This window comes from Bacillus sp. T33-2, from assembly GCF_002860205.1.
Classification (GTDB): Bacteria; Bacillota; Bacilli; order Bacillales; family Cytobacillaceae; genus T33-2.
In genome coordinates, this window is sequence record NZ_PGVB01000015.1 from 23,628 (window position 1) to 39,998 (window position 16,371).

General features: G+C 45.4%; 18 protein-coding genes. 16 read left to right on the forward strand and 2 right to left on the reverse strand.

Annotated elements, in window-relative coordinates; genetic code table 11:
* The first annotated feature begins 74 nt into the window (after positions 1-74).
* The 9 genes from CVD19_RS12155 (at position 75) to CVD19_RS12190 (ending at position 10,856) form a co-directional block, all read left to right on the forward strand.
* Positions 75-1,580 (forward strand): amidase, encoded by a 1,506-nt coding sequence (locus CVD19_RS12155; RefSeq protein ID WP_101582138.1) that lies wholly within the window; start codon positions 75-77, stop codon positions 1,578-1,580.
* A gap of 339 nt (positions 1,581-1,919) precedes the next feature.
* Positions 1,920-4,352 carry an immune inhibitor A domain-containing protein gene (locus CVD19_RS12160; RefSeq protein WP_101582139.1) on the forward strand — a complete coding sequence of 811 codons (2,433 nt, stop codon included), beginning with the start codon at positions 1,920-1,922 and terminating at the stop codon, positions 4,350-4,352.
* A 144-nt stretch (positions 4,353-4,496) separates the two neighbouring features.
* A complete protein-coding gene (locus CVD19_RS12165) occupies positions 4,497-5,687 on the forward strand; it encodes a DEAD/DEAH box helicase (protein WP_101582140.1) in 1,191 nt (396 codons plus the stop codon).
* Positions 5,688-5,806: 119 nt separating this feature from the next.
* Positions 5,807-7,294 (forward strand): amidase family protein, encoded by a 1,488-nt coding sequence (locus CVD19_RS12170; protein ID WP_101582141.1) that lies wholly within the window; start codon positions 5,807-5,809, stop codon positions 7,292-7,294.
* Between the two features lie 46 nt (positions 7,295-7,340).
* Entirely contained in the window at positions 7,341-7,475 is a 135-nt protein-coding gene (locus tag CVD19_RS25435) for a hypothetical protein (RefSeq protein ID WP_257985107.1), read from the forward strand.
* 118 nt (positions 7,476-7,593) lie between these two features.
* Complete coding sequence (locus CVD19_RS12175; protein ID WP_257985108.1) at positions 7,594-8,322, forward strand: CBS domain-containing protein; 729 nt, start codon at positions 7,594-7,596, stop codon at positions 8,320-8,322.
* Positions 8,323-8,490: 168 nt separating this feature from the next.
* Positions 8,491-9,090, forward strand: coding sequence for a general stress protein (locus tag CVD19_RS12180; protein WP_101582142.1), 600 nt, complete (start codon positions 8,491-8,493; stop codon positions 9,088-9,090).
* 183 nt (positions 9,091-9,273) lie between these two features.
* The gene (mutM, locus tag CVD19_RS12185; RefSeq protein ID WP_101582143.1) at positions 9,274-10,086 is read left to right on the forward strand and encodes a bifunctional DNA-formamidopyrimidine glycosylase/DNA-(apurinic or apyrimidinic site) lyase; all 813 of its coding nucleotides are present in this window, start codon (positions 9,274-9,276) and stop codon (positions 10,084-10,086) included.
* A gap of 113 nt (positions 10,087-10,199) precedes the next feature.
* Positions 10,200-10,856: a DUF421 domain-containing protein gene (locus tag CVD19_RS12190; RefSeq protein WP_257985109.1), complete on the forward strand. Its 657-nt coding sequence runs from the start codon at positions 10,200-10,202 to the stop codon at positions 10,854-10,856.
* Between the two features lie 174 nt (positions 10,857-11,030).
* Here CVD19_RS12190 and CVD19_RS24720 read toward each other — a convergent pair whose 3' ends face one another.
* The gene (locus tag CVD19_RS24720; protein WP_180953605.1) at positions 11,031-11,168 is read right to left on the reverse strand and encodes a hypothetical protein; all 138 of its coding nucleotides are present in this window, start codon (positions 11,166-11,168) and stop codon (positions 11,031-11,033) included.
* A 118-nt stretch (positions 11,169-11,286) separates the two neighbouring features.
* On the opposite strand from CVD19_RS24720, the gene rraA reads away from it, so the two are divergent.
* The 6 genes from rraA to CVD19_RS12220 all read left to right on the forward strand — a co-directional run bounded on the left by rraA (position 11,287) and on the right by CVD19_RS12220 (position 15,580).
* Positions 11,287-11,766, forward strand: a complete 480-nt coding sequence (gene rraA / locus CVD19_RS12195; protein WP_101582144.1) for a ribonuclease E activity regulator RraA — start codon at positions 11,287-11,289, stop codon at positions 11,764-11,766.
* 202 nt (positions 11,767-11,968) lie between these two features.
* Positions 11,969-12,313 (forward strand): lmo0954 family membrane protein, encoded by a 345-nt coding sequence (locus tag CVD19_RS12200; RefSeq protein ID WP_101582145.1) that lies wholly within the window; start codon positions 11,969-11,971, stop codon positions 12,311-12,313.
* Positions 12,314-12,333: 20 nt separating this feature from the next.
* Positions 12,334-12,981, forward strand: a complete 648-nt coding sequence (locus CVD19_RS12205; protein ID WP_101582146.1) for a PspA/IM30 family protein — start codon at positions 12,334-12,336, stop codon at positions 12,979-12,981.
* Positions 12,982-13,177: 196 nt separating this feature from the next.
* Positions 13,178-13,912, forward strand: coding sequence for a cell wall-active antibiotics response protein LiaF (gene liaF, locus CVD19_RS12210; protein ID WP_101582147.1), 735 nt, complete (start codon positions 13,178-13,180; stop codon positions 13,910-13,912).
* On the forward strand, positions 13,909-14,955 hold the full coding sequence (locus tag CVD19_RS12215; protein ID WP_101582148.1) for a sensor histidine kinase: 1,047 nt from the start codon (positions 13,909-13,911) through the stop codon (positions 14,953-14,955). Before liaF ends, CVD19_RS12215 begins: the two co-directional genes overlap by 4 nt.
* A complete protein-coding gene (locus tag CVD19_RS12220) occupies positions 14,948-15,580 on the forward strand; it encodes a response regulator transcription factor (RefSeq protein WP_101582149.1) in 633 nt (210 codons plus the stop codon). Before CVD19_RS12215 ends, CVD19_RS12220 begins: the two co-directional genes overlap by 8 nt.
* 53 nt (positions 15,581-15,633) lie before the next feature.
* Here the strand turns inward: CVD19_RS12220 and CVD19_RS12225 are convergent, their stop codons facing one another.
* Positions 15,634-15,837 carry a hypothetical protein gene (locus CVD19_RS12225; RefSeq protein WP_101582150.1) on the reverse strand — a complete coding sequence of 68 codons (204 nt, stop codon included), beginning with the start codon at positions 15,835-15,837 and terminating at the stop codon, positions 15,634-15,636.
* A 255-nt stretch (positions 15,838-16,092) separates the two neighbouring features.
* On the opposite strand from CVD19_RS12225, the gene CVD19_RS25720 reads away from it, so the two are divergent.
* Complete coding sequence (locus tag CVD19_RS25720) at positions 16,093-16,227, forward strand: RAxF-45 family protein (protein WP_308314869.1); 135 nt, start codon at positions 16,093-16,095, stop codon at positions 16,225-16,227.
* Positions 16,228-16,371 lie beyond the last annotated feature (144 nt).

A 16,371-nucleotide genomic window follows, 5' to 3' on the forward strand; every position in this document is an offset into this window, starting at 1 on the left:
ATGGCAGGAAAAAGGATACATCATTCCTTTATCGAATTAATTAACATTATCGGATTCGACAAAGGGGGAGAACGATGCCGGCAGATTTTTATGGGGAATATGATGCTCTTGCTATGGCGGAACTCGTCAAAACGAAAGAAGTCCAGCCAAAGGAGCTTGTGGAGGAAGCGATCAAAAGAATTGACCAGCAGAATCCAAAACTGAATGCTGTGATTAACAGGATGTATGAACAGGCCAGGGCAGCAGCTGGGGCGATGAGGGAACCCTCTGGCACATTTGCGGGGGTACCGATGCTGTTGAAGGATATCACCCAGGAGATTGAGGGAGAGCCAATCACGGCCGGATCAAGGGCGCTTCAGAAATACAGGGCAAAACAGGATTCGCATTATGTGAAGCAGCTGAGAAAAACTGGGGCAATCATTGTTGGACAGACTAATGTACCTGAGCTGGCATTGATGGGGATCACGGAACCATCCGCGTATGGGCCGACGCGGAATCCATGGAACCTTAATTACACACCCGGCGGATCGAGCGGAGGATCTGCTTCCGCAGTTGCATCCGGCATGGTACCAGTTGCCGGGGCAAACGACGGAGGAGGCTCCATCCGGATTCCGGCTGCTTATTGCGGCTTGTTCGGCCTTAAGCCGACTAGGGGACGGACACCAACAGGGCCGATATTAGGGCGCCACTGGCAGGGCGCTTCTGCTGACCATGTTTTAACAAGGACAGTCAGGGACAGCGCTGCCATGCTTGATGATCTTTCAGTGCATGAAAAAGCAGCGGCATATCATGCATTGGGGTTCAAAGGCTCCTATTTGGAGAAGGTGTTTGTCCCACTGGAACAGAAAAGGCGGTTCGCGTTTTCTGTTAAGTCACCTATTGGAACGGAAGTCCATCCTGAATGTGCGGAGGCCGTTTTGAAAACTGCCAGACTGCTGGAAGAGATGGGCCATATTGTAGAAGAAAGAGAGGCACCGGTGGACGGGCGCAAGCTGGCGAACAGCTATTTAACAATGTACTTTGGTGAGGTAGCGGCTGCTATTTCTTCCATGGAAGCAGTTCTCGGCAGAAAGGCGAAATTCAGTGATGTGGAACCGACTACGTGGATCCTCGGGCTCCTTGGAAAAGCAACAACGGCGGAAGAATTCGTTTTGAGTTTGAGAGAATGGGACAAGGCGGCATATGCAATGGAAGAGTTTCACGAAACATATGATTTCTATTTAACCCCTACGACCGCGTTCCCGCCTGCGAAAATAGGAGAACTGGTTCCAGGCACCTTTGAAAAATTGTCGATTCAAATGGTTGGAAGGACGGGCTTGGGTAATCTTTTAAAAAAATCCGGTATGGTCGATGCGATTGCAGAAAAAAGCCTGATGAGAACCCCATTCACACAGCTTGCCAATTTGACCGGGCAGCCCGCCATGTCCCTCCCTCTTTATGAAACGAAAGGCGGCCTGCCATGCGGCGTGCAGGTCATGGCGGCTAGAGGGAAGGAAGATATTCTGTTTCAACTGGCTGGCGAACTGGAACAAACAGACCATTGGAATGATGTGAGGAAAAATCCATCGTATAGTTTATAAAAGGAGACCTTTTTACCGTTTTCCTTTTTTTACTAATAACATGGAGTGGGTCATTAGATTCATATTTAGTTTCTCGTAATATTCGAGAATCTGAAAAAATGATATTTTTGTTCCTATTTTTAGTTCAACAAGCCTACTTTTCTATAAAATATTTGAGTGAGATGAAACCAAATGCTCAATACCTTCAAATTTATCGAGGTTTCGAGGCTGTTTCGACAATAAATTATAGGTAGTTATCACTATATAAAAAATATTTACAATATTATAATATTTTTACTAGAGTCTAATTAGATTCTGAAGAGTTTGCAAAACCAAATCACTTAACGGGGGGTACGTTTGTTGAAGAAGAAGAGCACGTTAAAAGTATTTTCAAGCATCGCAGCGAGCACACTAGTGGCAACTTCTTTGTTCGCTGGTTCATTTGCCGGCTCAACGGTTGCACCAAAAAAGGTTTCCGCAGCACCGGTAGCGGAATCAGCACCGATTGACCTGAACATCGTTGATCAAGAGCGCCTGGCAGCAGCACTTCAAAAGAGGGGTGTGATCTCTAAAAATGCTTCTGACGCAGAAGTGAACAAAGCGGTTAAGGCATTCATAGAAAAGAAGCAGGGTGAAAAACCTGCAGGCGGTAGCGATAGCCAAGGCCATGGCAATGGCAATGCTGCAACTTCCCATACTACTAAACAGCAGCAAGCATTCGATCAAAAGACAAAAGAATTTTTAACAAAGCAAAAAGAGAAATTGACCAAACAAGTTTCTAAAGGTGCTGTACAAAAAGGCAGGCCTAATGGCTTTGTTACAGTCCCTCCGGCAAAACAAGCTCCTTATAATGGCGCGGTACGTGAAGACAAAGTTCTCGTATTACTAGTAGAATATGCCGACTTCAAGCACAATAATATCGACCAGGAAGCTGGCTATATGTATGCGGATGATTTTAACAAGGAACACTATGAAAAAATGCTTTTCGGTGATGAGGAATTTACCTTGTTCAATGGTGATGAGGTACAGACCTTCAAGCAATACTATGAAGAACAGTCAGGCGGAAGCTACACTGTGGACGGAACTGTTTCAGACTGGCTGACTGTACCAGGAAATGCCAGGGAATATGGTGATGACAACCCTGCAGGTGGCCATGATAACCTTAATCCTAAAGGCCCGCGCGACCTTGTCAAGGACGCCTTGAACGCAGCAGTTGCAGCAGGAATGGATTTAAGTGAGTACGACTTCTTTGACCAGTATGATCTGGATGGAGACGGAGACCAAAATGAACCAGACGGCCTTGTCGACCATTTGATGGTTCTTCATGCCGGTGTCGGCCAGGAAGCTGGCGGCGGCAGATTGGGTGATGACGCAATCTGGTCACACCGCTGGACATTAGGCGGCGTTTACGCAGTACCTAATACAACTGCTAAAGTTGACTATTGGGGCGGGAAGATGGGCGCCTTTGATTACACAATCGAACCGGAAGATGGTGCGGTTGGTGTATTCGCCCACGAATTTGGACATGACTTGGGTCTTCCTGATGAGTACGACACTCAATACAGCGGACACGGTGAGCCTGTTGCTTCATGGTCCATCATGAGCGGCGGCAGCTGGAACGGTAAAATAGCGGGTACAGAAGCGCCAAGCTTCTCACCTCAAAACAAAGAATTCTTCCAAAAGACGATGGGCGGCAACTGGGCTAAAATCACAGAAGTGAACTATGACCAGATTAATAGATTTGGAGTGGCAGCGGTTATTGACCAAAGCACGACCAAGTCGAAAAACCCAGGTATTGTGAAGGTGAATCTTCCTGACAAGGAAGTCAAGAGTCCTATACAGCCGCAAAATGGACAATACTACTACCATAGTACAAAAGGTGATAATATCCATACTGTTTTAAAGACACCTGAATTTGATTTAACAGGCAAAACGAATGCAGAATTTAAATTTAAAGCGAATTATGAAATTGAATATGGTTGTGACTGTGACTACTTAAAAGTACAAGTAGAAAAGGCAGATGGAACATCTGACCTCCTTGCTACGTACGGCGGTAACACTGGAGACGATCCAACAGAAGGAACCACAAACGGGCAATGGGTGGACAAGGTTTACGACCTAAGCACATATGCAGGGCAAAAGGTTAACGTTGTATTTGAATACATCACTGACGGAGGGTTAGCTCCGGAAGGTTTTGCTTTGGACGATGCAACACTGACAGTAGATGGTCAGCAGATTTTCTCTGATAACGCTGAAGGTGAACCTAAGTTTGATCTTTCTGAAGGATTTGTAAAGACAAATGGCATCAACTTTGCCAAGCATTACTACTACCTGGAGTGGAGAAACTATGCTGGTGCTGACAAGGCGCTGGAGTACTCCCGCGGCGTAAAATATAATACTGGCTTAGTAGTTTGGTATGCTGATGATTCTTACCTGGATAACTGGACAGGAATTCATCCAGGTGAAGGATTTATCGGTGTAGTTGACTCACATCCAGAAGCGATTGTGGGTATCCTTGATGGAAAGCCAAGTATAAATCAAAGCACACGTTACCAAGTGGCAGATGCGGCATTCTCCTTTGACCGTGCACCTGCATGGAGAGTAGATAATCCTGTACGTGGTGTGTATGATTATAAAGGCTTAAAAGGAGTACAGACTTTCGACGATTCAAAAACTTACATGAACAATCTGATTCCGGATGCCGGACGCAAGGTTCCGAATTTCGGCCTTAAGTTCCATGTCCTCGGTGAAGCAAAAGACAACTCTTCAGGATTAGTTTATATCCGCAAATAAGAACGAATAGGGAAGACATTGGGCGTGCCCGATGTCTTTTCTTTTTTACTGGGCTCGTATTGTGCGGTTATATTTTTGTGAAACTGGACTTATACGGCTCTTTTGGCTAGTATCTATGTAACAGATATATAGAAGGAGATTGTAATGACTGAAAATATGATCATCAATGAACTTAAACCATTCCTGCGGGATGCCTGGAAGAAAGCAGGCTTTCATATGCCGACTTCGGTTCAATCTTCCGCCATCCCGCTTATTTTAGAAGGCAAAGACGTAATTGCGGAATCACCCACGGGGACAGGCAAAACATTGGCTTATTTATTGCCAGTACTCAACAGGATTGACCCGGATAAAAGAAATGCCCAGGCAGTGATATTGGCTTCTTCCCAGGAACTGGTCATGCAGATCCTGTCAGAATTCCAGAAGTGGTCGGAAGCAAGCGGCATTACAGCTGCATCATTAATCGGTGGTGCGAACCCTAAGAGGCAGCTGGAAAAACTTAAAAAAAGTCCTCATTTGATCGTGGGCACGCCTGGAAGGACGCTTGAACTGATTAAGCAGAAGAAGCTGAAAATGCATGAGGTCAGGACAATTGTGCTGGATGAAGGGGATCAGCTGCTTGTGCCCGAGCATAATGCCACCATCCAAAATATCATTAAGTCCTCCATGAGCGACAGGCAAGTGCTATTGTTTTCAGCCACTCTGCCTGAGCATACAGAAAAGGCAGCCAAAGAGCTGGCGCAGGAGCCTGAAACAATCAGGATCAAGAAAGATGAAACAATTGATGCAGCTAAGGTAGACCATATTTATTTCATCAGTGAACCCCGCGATAAAATTAAGATCGTGGAAAAACTGTCCCGGCTGGATGGCCTGAAGGCACTTGTTTTTATGAAAGATATAGGCAATTTGACAGTAGCATTTGAAAAGCTTACATATAACCAGGTTTCAGCAGGGATGCTGCACAGCGACCAGAAGAAGCAGGACCGTCAGTCGTACTTGAAAAACTTCAGGGAAGGGAAATCCAAGCTGCTGCTTGCGACAGACGTCGCCGCACGCGGACTGGATATAAAAGACGTTACACACGTTGTCCACTTTGATTTCCCAAAGGATTTGTCCCAGTATGTCCACCGTTCAGGGCGTACAGGCCGGTTTGGGGCAGAAGGAACTGTCATTTCAATCATCACGGACCGCGAAGAAAGGGAGCTGAAGAAATTTTGTAAAGAACTTGGCGTCGAGCCGGTTCAAAAGGAACTATATGGCGGGAAAATTCTCGATGCCAATCATAAAAAATCAAGGAGGGCGCCATCGTCGAAAACGACTCAAAAAAAACGAAGATAAACGGGCTATGGGACAACCATAGCTTTTTTGTATGAGAATTTTGCAAGCTAAAAAAGGGATTAGCTTTCATGTATTAGAATATATACTACTAATCATGATAAGAAAGGAACATCAACACAGTGGAAAATCCAAAATTAAAGCGATTATCAGAGGAATGGCTTGAGGAAGCAACAATCGACTCAATGCAGGAAAAAATGGAAACTGGCGAGATTACGTCCAAAGAGCTTGTCCTTATGTATTTGAACAGAATTGCGACTGTCGATAAAAATGGTCCCGCGATTAATTCGGTTATCGAAGTCAATCCAGATGCCGTCCACATTGCCACAGCCCTAGATGCTGAGAGGAGGCATCATGGCAGGCGCGGTCCGCTTCATGGCATACCAGTGCTGATAAAAGACAATATTGATACAAATGACAAAATGCATACGAGTGCAGGCTCCCTTGCACTGGAGAATTCTATTGCCCGGGAAGACTCGTTTGTGGCGGCGCAGCTCCGGATGGCGGGTGCAGTCATACTTGGCAAAACGAATATGACCGAATGGGCAAATTTTATGACAGAAGGCATGCCAAATGGGTACAGCTCTCGGGGCGGGCAGGTATTGAATCCTTATGGGCCTGGCATTTTTGATGTTGGAGGCTCAAGCTCCGGATCAGGGGCAGCAATCGCCGCCAATCTTGCCGCTGCTGCTGTCGGCACGGAGACCTCAGGCTCCATTTTGAGCCCTGCAAGCCAGAATTCACTCGTCGGAATCAAGCCAACGGTCGGGCTTATCAGCAGGAGGGGGATCATCCCGATCGCCCACACCCAGGATACAGCCGGGCCGATGGCGCGAACGGTAAAGGATGCTGTTTATCTGTTGACAGCCCTGGTTGGAATGGACGCACAGGATCCAGTCACTTTAACAAATACTAGATTACAAGAAACAGATTTTGCTGATTTTCTCGATTCAGGAGCCTTAAAAGGTACCCGGCTCGGAGTTGCAAAGAATCCGTACTTTGATAGTTTGAGTGAGGGAAAACAGTCTGTCATCAGCCAGGCTTTTGAAAGACTTGCAGAAATGGGTGCCGAAGTGATTGATGTCGTCATTCCATCCGCAGGTGCCGAATGGAGTTATGATGTTTTAACATACGAATTTAAAGCAGATTTAAATGCATACTTGAATAAACTTGATCCGAAGCTCAACATCCGTTCACTCGCTGATGTAATTAAATTTAACAACGAAAACAGCGGCCGGACACTGAAATATGGTCAGTCCATTTTGATGGAATCTGATGAAACAAGTGGAACGTTGACGGATGAGAAATATATCAAGGTACTTGAAAGAGATATGTATCTATCTACCGAGCAAGGGATTGATTTTGTTTTAAAAGAGCATTCACTAGACGCGGTCGTGTTTCCGCATTATTTTGGCTGTGCCATTCCTGCAAAGGCCGGGTATCCTTCGATCACAGTGCCTGCTGGATTCACACCGGACGGAGAGCCGGCAGGAATTACTTTTACCGGTACTGCCTACAGTGAACCAACATTGATAAAACTCGCCTATTCATTCGAACAGGACACCAGGGCGCGCAAAGCTCCTTCAGCTTTTAGTATAATGGCCCGCTGAAACATCCATACTACTGCATGAAACCTACAAAAGGAGACGACGCAGTATGGGTAAACAAAAGCTGGGAAACGCAAATGCACAAAGGAACAATAATGCGAAAAAAGGTACCCCGACAAGCGATCAGCTTGTTGAATTCAGGACGGTACAAAAAAATCAAAAACAGGAAAATCCAGCAGACTAACTGAAAAGTGTCCCCTATCCGGGACATTTTTTTTGCGGAAAAAAGCTTCAGCCTATCCAGCTATTATCGTGAAAAAATAGGGTATATAGAACAAAAAGACTACTGGAGGGCATCTATTTTGGCGAAGACAACAGAAAGGACAAGATCCGGTGATTTTGAGGCAGCCTTCAACAGGATCCACAAAGCCTTAAAGCAAATGGTCAAGAATACTGACAACGATGCATTCGTCGAGCTGCTTTATACCGGATATAAAGACCACTCGCTTGTCCGGAAATATAAAGAAGAACTGCACCAGTTTGCGAAGCTGCGGAATGCCATTGTCCATGAAAAGGTTGATGTTGACTATTATATTGCTGAACCGCATCAGGAAGTGGTCGACCGGATGGAGGAAATAGCCGGTCACTTTGAAAAGCCGCAGTCAGCTGTTTCGATTGCGACGTCGCCGGCTTTCTACTATTATGAGGATGCAAATTTAAAAGATGTCCTGAAGATTATCAATAAATTCGATTATATCCGCTTTCCAATCTATGACGAAGAAGGCCATTATAAAGCGCTTTTGACCTCCAAGGAAATAATCCAGTGGATGGCAAGGCAGCTTGAGAAAAATGTCATCAGCCTCGAAGATGTACAGTTGAAAGAGCTTTTAACCGATGGAAAAACGCATCATGTCGATTTTGTCCCGGAATCTGCGTCGATATTTGAAGTGGAAGAGCTGTTTGAGAGCTATTATAAAAAGGGCCAAAAACTCCAGGCAGTGATCATTACCGAAAATGGCCGGAACTTTGAAACACCAAAAGGCATCATTACCCCGTGGGATTTGCTCGACAGCGATATTACCGGTCATTAACCATAGTATTCGCTTCAACAAAAGTAATAATCAGTACTAGGAACATGGTGTGATTAACGATTGAGCTGGTGGAAAATTTAGAAGTAATGTAATAGAACTGTAAGGTTTGTGTTCCTTTTGACCGGGTATTCATAAGAAAGAATACATGTCCAAAGGAGAGTGTATAAAATGTTTGAACATGAAAAAAACATCGTTGGAGTTTACGATAATGAGCAGGATGCAATTCAGGCTGTCGAGGATTTGAAGCGCCAGGGATATTCTACAGATGATATATCCGTCATTGGAAAAAACAGTGACGAAGTCGATGAAATCAACGATGCAACTGGTACAAAAACGGAGGAAGGGCTTGCAGCAGGCGCAGCAACTGGCGGAGTGCTTGGTGGTCTGACCGGATTGCTGGCTGGTATCGGTGCGCTCGCAATTCCGGGAATCGGTCCGATCGTTGCTGCTGGGCCAATCGCGGCAACCTTGACTGGAGCAGCTGTCGGAGCAGGAGCCGGGGGGCTTGCAGGAGCATTGGTCGGCATGGGTATCCCTGAGGATGAAGCTGACCGGTACGAAGGATACGTCAAAGAAGGAAAAATCCTCGTACTTGCTGACCGCAAGGATAACTGGGCTGGCCCGAATGACAGCTTTGGCGTAACGGACACTCATGATGGGACAATGACTGGCCGTACTGGCGGAACACTGGACAACGACCCTTTAAATGATCCGCTCGGTCCGGACAATCCATCATCCACCCGCTTCAATAACAATAAAGACTTTTAATATATTTATCTAAGCAAAGGCTGCCGGTTCTCTGGCAGCCTTTTTCAAATGGGAATTTGCTCAAAATAAGAATTGTCCTTTAGTAGCCTTATACATAATCACATGAACCGTGTCGTGGAAAACTGGTGCATGAACGATTCCTATTTTTGCATACTATTAAAAATTGCTAAAAGGGGAACTCGTATGCCTGAACTTCCGGAAATGGAAACATATAGGTCGCTATTAAGTGAACATGTCACTGGAAGAACCATTACAAACATCGAAATCAACCGGCCTAAATCGATAAATACCAGTCCTGATGCGTTTGAACGGGAGCTGGTGAAGAATCGGGTCACCGCCATCGACAGGCGTGCCAAGCATCTTATCTTCAGGCTGGACACCGGCAAGAACCTGCTCTTGCATCTTATGCTCGGTGGGTGGATGTATCTGGGGAATGATAACGACAGCCCGGGCCGCACGAAGCAGGTGGTTATTGCATTTGGGGACATGAAATTATTTTTTATCGGCTTGAGGCTTGGTTATCTCCATTTGTTGTCAGGAGTGGAAATGGCTCATGCGCTGGCCGGTCTCGGGCCTGAACCGCTTGATCCCGGTTTTACTTTTGAAAAATTTCACGGACGGGTGCAGCAAAGAAAAGGGACACTGAAAACGATGCTGGTCAATCAGCAGATTATTGCAGGCATTGGCAACAGTTACTCCGATGAGATTTGTTTCGAAGCGAGGCTTCGGCCGACGAAAAAAGTATCAGAGCTGCCGCCTGATGGCCTGCGCAGACTGTATGATGGAATGAGATCGGTATTGAACCTGGCAGTTGCCACAGGAGGCAATACTGAGACACCGCTTTTTAGCGGCGACCGGAAAACAGGCGGGTATCTGTCCACCGTCAAGGTATATGACCGTGAAGGGGAACCATGCAAACGGTGCGGTGCCACAATCATAAAAGAAATCGTCACCTCCCGCAAAACGTTCTATTGCCCAAACTGCCAGAAGGAATAGTTATTTATGTTGAAGAACCTGAAACGGTTCTTTATTTTTTTGGGAAAATGATTTTGCGCATAAGAAAAGGGGAATAGAACAGCAGACAGAGAGACAGGAAGGTTGTGGCCGAATTGGAGATATATTTGACGATATTCCTAAAACTGATGATTGGCCTGGCATCGCTCGTTTTTGTGACACGGCTGCTCGGAAAAAAGCATATGTCACAGGTGACACCGTTTGACTTTGTGTACGCTTTGATTTTGGGTGGAACCGTGGAAGAAACGATTTATCATATGGATCATACTATCCCCCAAATGCTGTTTTCCATTGCTGCTTGGGGAATATTGATTTTTGCAGTTGAAAAAATTACCCAGAAATATGACAGGCTTAGGGCCCCGTTAAAAGGCAGGAGCCAGGTATTGATGAGGGACGGAAAAGTAAGCATAAAAGAGCTGGAACGTGCGAACCTTGAACTTGAACAGCTTAGAGGAATGCTCCGGCAAAAAGGCTTTTTTTCGTTAAGGGAAGTAAAATATGTATTCCTGGAAACCAGCGGGGAAATCAGTGTAATGAGGGATGGTGAGCAGCCTGCCGCAGATCACCCATCCATTTTGCTTGTCGACGAAGGAAGAATCCATGAAGATAACCTCCATGAGGCAGGAGTGGATGAGAAGTGGCTGCTTTCAAGCCTTGCAGAAGAAGGAATCGACAATTTAAAAGATATATATTACGCAGAATGGTCAAAACCACATGGGTTTTATATAAAGAAATATGAACATTGTCTGTAAGGACGTTGATGCTAAAATAGACTAAAATCAAGTGAAAATAGAATAATATCAAGCGAAAAAAGAAATATATCAAGTGAAGATACAAATATATCAAGTGATCATAAAATTTTATCAGGGAAAAGCCAAAATTAGAGTTTATGAATTGAAAAAAGGGACTGCACGATTTGTGCAGCCTCATTCATTGTGTTTAACAGAATCAATCCTTGTCGAATCTTCCGGGTCAAGCGCCGTCCGCAAAAAATAGATAAACACTCCGCCAACTATTCCAAGACATATAACGAAACCCGTTGTGATAGTCCATAAATATGCCATGAAAATCCCTCCCTTTTTACATACTTATGCATGGTGACAAACATTCTTTCCCGGGGAAAAGGAGAATCCAGCCCCCATAAAGAATTTTTATAAAAAAATGGATAAAGGGAGTGGTAGCGTGTTTTTTAAAACGGCCGATTTATGTGACGGATTTTGGGAAGAGCTGAAGGTTTGCAGCAGCGAGTTTAAGTCTTACGGAAAGCGGCAAAGATTCTACGGCCCTATCGCGACAGTAAAAGTTTTTGAAGATAATGTCCTTGTGAAAGAATCTCTGGAAACCATCCCGGAAGGCAGTGTTCTGGTGGTTGACGGAAGCGGCTCCAAGCGGTGTGCACTGCTGGGAGACCGGCTCGGGGAAATCGCGCAAAAGCGGAAACTCGCCGGTGTTATCATTAACGGATGTGTGAGGGACACGGAGGATCTTGCCAACCTTGAAATTGGCATACTGGCGCTTGGGAGCAATCCGCTTAAAAGCAAAAAGGAAGGTAAAGGGGAAAGGAATATTCCAGTCAGGTTCGGGGGAATCGAATGGGAACCGGGCAACTATGTGTATGCTGACGCAGACGGAATTGTGGTTTCACAAAGAAACCTTCTGTAAAGACAATATCGATCAAGCTGAAACTCCGCTTATATGGCGGAGTTTTTTCATGGCCAAATGCTTAATTTTCTTGTCACTAAAGGGCGGACAGGCCTGGTCCTACAGCCAATCAGCCTCGGGTCCTAGTTGAAAATCAAGCTCAGGATCGTTATAAGAAACTTTGTATCAAGGTAAGATGAAAGCATGAAAGGAGGAAACGAACATGAAAAAATTTGGTTTGCTTGTAGCAGGGGGTATTGCAGCGATGGTGCTGATTTCGAATCTTGGGCCGATCATCGGCCTTGGGGTCAGCCTGCTGGTGCTGTATTTTGTCCTCAAACAATTTCTAAAAACGGAATCAACAGCCGCAAAAATCGGCTGGGGGATTGCAGGGTTCATCGTGTTAATGGCCACTGCCTCCAATGTTCCGGCCATCCTTGGCATCGCTGCAGCATATGTTCTTTACCTGGTATATAAAAAGTGGAATGACAGCGAGAAAGTATCAGTTGAAGACAACGACCCATTCGCCAACTTTGAAAAACAATGGTCCGAGTTAAAAAATTACTAATTAAAAGGAGAGAAACGAAAATGAGCAACTTATTTTCACGCATTAAAAACACTGTTTTGGCTGACCTGCACGAGGCACTTGACCAGAAGGAAAGGAAAAATCCAATCATGATGCTCAACCAATACCTGCGCGAATGTGAACAGGAAACTGAAAAGGTCCGCAAGCTCCTTGAGCGTCAGCACCAGTTAAAAGAGCAGTTTGCCCGCGAATATTATCAGGCGACGGAATTGGCGGAGAAACGGAAGCGACAGGCAGACATCGCTGCAAGGGCTGGGGAGTCCGAGCTGCAATCTTTCGCTGAGCAGGAACAGGCTCAATACGAGGATCGTACGTCCCGGTTAAAAGACGCACTCTCAGGCGCAAACCGCCAGCTGGATGAGCTGGAGCGAAAGTATGAAGAAATGAAACACAAGCTGAAGGATATGCATATCCGCAGGATGGAACTGATGGGCAGGGAAAACGTGACCAGGGCGCACAACAGAATGAACCAGGTGCTGGACAACAGCGCTTATTCTAACAAAGCATATTCCCGTTTTGCTGAAATTGAATCGTACCTGGACCGGCTTGAGCAGCAGGTTAACAGTTCTTTTTACAGAAACACAATTGATGGCCGGATCGCCAAGCTCGAAAAAGACCTGAAAAAAGAAGAAACACATTCTATTTCTTAACCAAAACATGGTATTCTAAAAAGGCGTAGATTGTCTGCGCCTTTTGGCTTATATAAACCATATACTGCAGTTTGGCTGTGGTATGCAGACCGTTCTCACAGAAAAGGTTTTTAATAGAAAATATCAATGATAGAATTAAAACAGCTATCAGCCAGGTTTGGCTCAGAGAAAATACTCACAGGAGGGAGGAAATGATATGCTAAGCCGGCTGAAAAACGATTACATCAGTTGGATTGCCTTAACTGGCGCTGTGCTATTGCTGCTCGAACTTGCGTTTTTCAATAATGGGCTTATTTTCTCCCTGCTTGTTACTGGTTCAGCTGTCTACTTTGGCAGGAGGATGATGCCGCGTACTCTCGGAAAACTGTTGTTCTGGGGCGGTTTGTTTTTTTTGGCCACCAGCATTCTCGGGATGATCACCTTCAGGTTTTTCCTGCTGGCGATCTTGATAAACATTATTTTGCATTTTGCCGGTTCAAAAAAGAATCCGGAGATCATACATCCAGTTATTAAAGAAACAGATGAAAATGGCTCAAAAAATACAATTGTAAAAAGGCCCCCGCTATTGGAGAATATTTTCTTCGGCCGCCAGAAAACGCCTGACCATGTTTACGAGTGGAATGACGTGAACATTCAGGCAGGTGTCGGTGATTCAGTGATCGACCTGAGCCTTACCGTGCTTCCAAAGGGTGAAACAGTCATCTTCATTCGGAATATTATTGGCAATGTAAAAGTGTTTATCCCCTATGATCTTGAAGTAACTGTGCGCCATTCTTCTCTGGCAGGCTCTACATCGGTGTTGGATTACCAGGAATCGAAAATCCTTAACCAAACGTTGTTCCTTCAAACACCTGATTATGACCAGGCCGAACAGAAGGTTAAAATCTTCACCTCTATGCTGATTGGTGACCTAGAGGTGAAAAGAATATGACGTCAGTCCAGCGCCAGATTTTATGGGGTTCTTCACTTGGTTTCATGTTATTTGTATTTTTGACTGCTTCTTATTTTCTCATCAATCCCCTGCCTGACTGGACTCAATTGTGGAAGCGGGAGCTGATGGATATCCCGGTAATCGTGTTTACATTCAGTGTGAGCGTAGCTGTCGGGATCATTTTTGGTTTTTCTTCAGGGTTGTACTGGTCAAGGCAGCTGCAGGCGATCGACAGCTGGCTGTACCAGCTTGAACAGGGGCAGCAGGCAGAGATTGAGCAATCCTCCCGCCTTCAGGAAATCGGATCGATTTCCGCAAGGATTGAAAAGCTGCAAAAGCAAATTGCAGAAAAAGCAAAGCTTTCCCAGCGTCTTGCGACTGAAAAAGCTGAAGAACAAGAATCAAGGATCCAGGAGATCATCTCCCAGGAGCGGAACCGGCTCGCGCGTGAGCTGCATGATTCCGTCAGCCAGCAATTATTCGCTGCTTCAATGCTAATGTCAGCCATTAATGAGGGCAGGCCACTGTCCGATCACAGGGAAACAAAGCAGCTGAAAATGGTCGAAGAAATGATCCATCAATCCCAGCTCGAAATGCGTGCCCTGCTGCTACACCTCAGGCCTGCTGCACTCAAGGGGAAAAGCCTTCAGGAGGGGATTAAAGAATTGCTGGTTGAGCTGTCCCAGAAGGTTACGATGACAATCCACTGGAAGGTTGAGCCTTTTCCCCTCGATAAGGGAGTGGAAGACCATTTATTCAGGATCCTTCAGGAGTCGGTGTCCAACACACTCAGGCACTCCAAGGCCGCAAAAATCGATGTACTGTTGATCAAAAGGGATGATCTTGCCATTTTGCGCGTGTCCGATGACGGGATTGGCTTTGATGTGGAAGAAACGAAAGCGGGTGCATACGGCCTCCAAAATATGTATGAACGCGCCGGGGAAGTAGGCGGCACCTTGAAAATTGTAAGCGTCAAAAATAAAGGGACCCGGCTGGAAGTGAAGGTTCCAATTTTAATGTTAGCGGGTGAGGAGCATGATTAAAGTTGTATTTGTAGATGACCATGAAATGGTAAGGATAGGCGTGTCCTCCTATCTTTCCGCACAGCCTGACATTGATGTGGTCGGCGAGGCTGACAATGGGAAAACAGGGGTGGAGCTTGCCCTGAAACTGCGGCCGGATATCATATTAATGGATCTTGTCATGAAAGAAATGGACGGAATTGAAGCAACGCGGCAGATCATTGAACAATGGCCCGAGGCAAAAATCATCATTGTCACAAGCTTCCTTGATGACGAGAAGGTGTATCCCGCACTCGAAGCCGGAGCAACCAGCTATATGCTCAAGACGTCAAAAGCGAGTGAGATTGCCAATGCAGTCAGGGCGACGTATCATGGCCAAACAGTGCTGGAGCCGGAAGTCACCGGCAAAATGATGGTGAAAATGCGCCAAAAAAACACCGTCCTGCCCCATGAAGAATTGACGGAACGCGAAATGGAAATCCTCCTTTTAATGGCTGAAGGAAAAGCAAATCAGGAAATAGCGGATGAACTATTCATTGCGTTGAAAACAGTGAAGACACATGTGAGCAATATTTTGAGCAAGCTGCAGGTGCAGGACAGGACCCAGGCGGTCATATACGCATTCAAACACTCGCTAGTGAAGTAAGAAACTCCAGTCACATTTCATTCGCGAAAAAAAAGACCGCAGCGGCGGCCATTTTAATCTATTTTTCTCGTTAGTGTGTCAAATCCCCCAAGCCGGACCAGCATTTCGCTAAGCGCCAACGAAACGACTTCCCGATCCTGGCAATTGCTTGGGTAATCGGTGGGGATACCTTTTACATAATGGAATTCGGCTAATTTTTCTTTAATCTGTCCGCACATCCAGAGTTGGTAATCTGTAAGTTCCAATTTTTTATGCATGTCAACCCACTCCTTCAATACACAAATACCCGCTCAATAGAGGGCTCTAAACGCAAAACAACCATTTTTTCCTTTGAATTTCCAGTGCTTTTTTTCGGCCGGAAAATGCATGCCGCCCTTTACTATACATGAAATTGCCAGCGAGCGGCCATAAGGATAATGAGGTTTACACAAGAGTAAAACAGAATAACTTGAAAGTGAATTGCGGAAATAGTAAAATAAACTTAAATTTTCAAGGAACGGAGGTGAAAAGAGATGACTCAACCTGTTTTGGCGCATGGATTTTGGATGGAATTCCTGTACATTTGCCGTGCGATTTTTCATGTTGCAGCTGCTAACGGGATACGTATGCCCTTTTTTAGCAACTGCATATTGGAACCAAAACGGTAAGAATATCTCTTTTCCCGCTTAAATGATAATTATTCGGCGAATGGGGGAGCTACTTGCTCTCCTTTTTGTTTTCGCTCGATATTCTATTTTAGCCATGGGCAAAAGCAATGCTTGCCCATGGCTTTTTTTATTTTTAAAAATAAC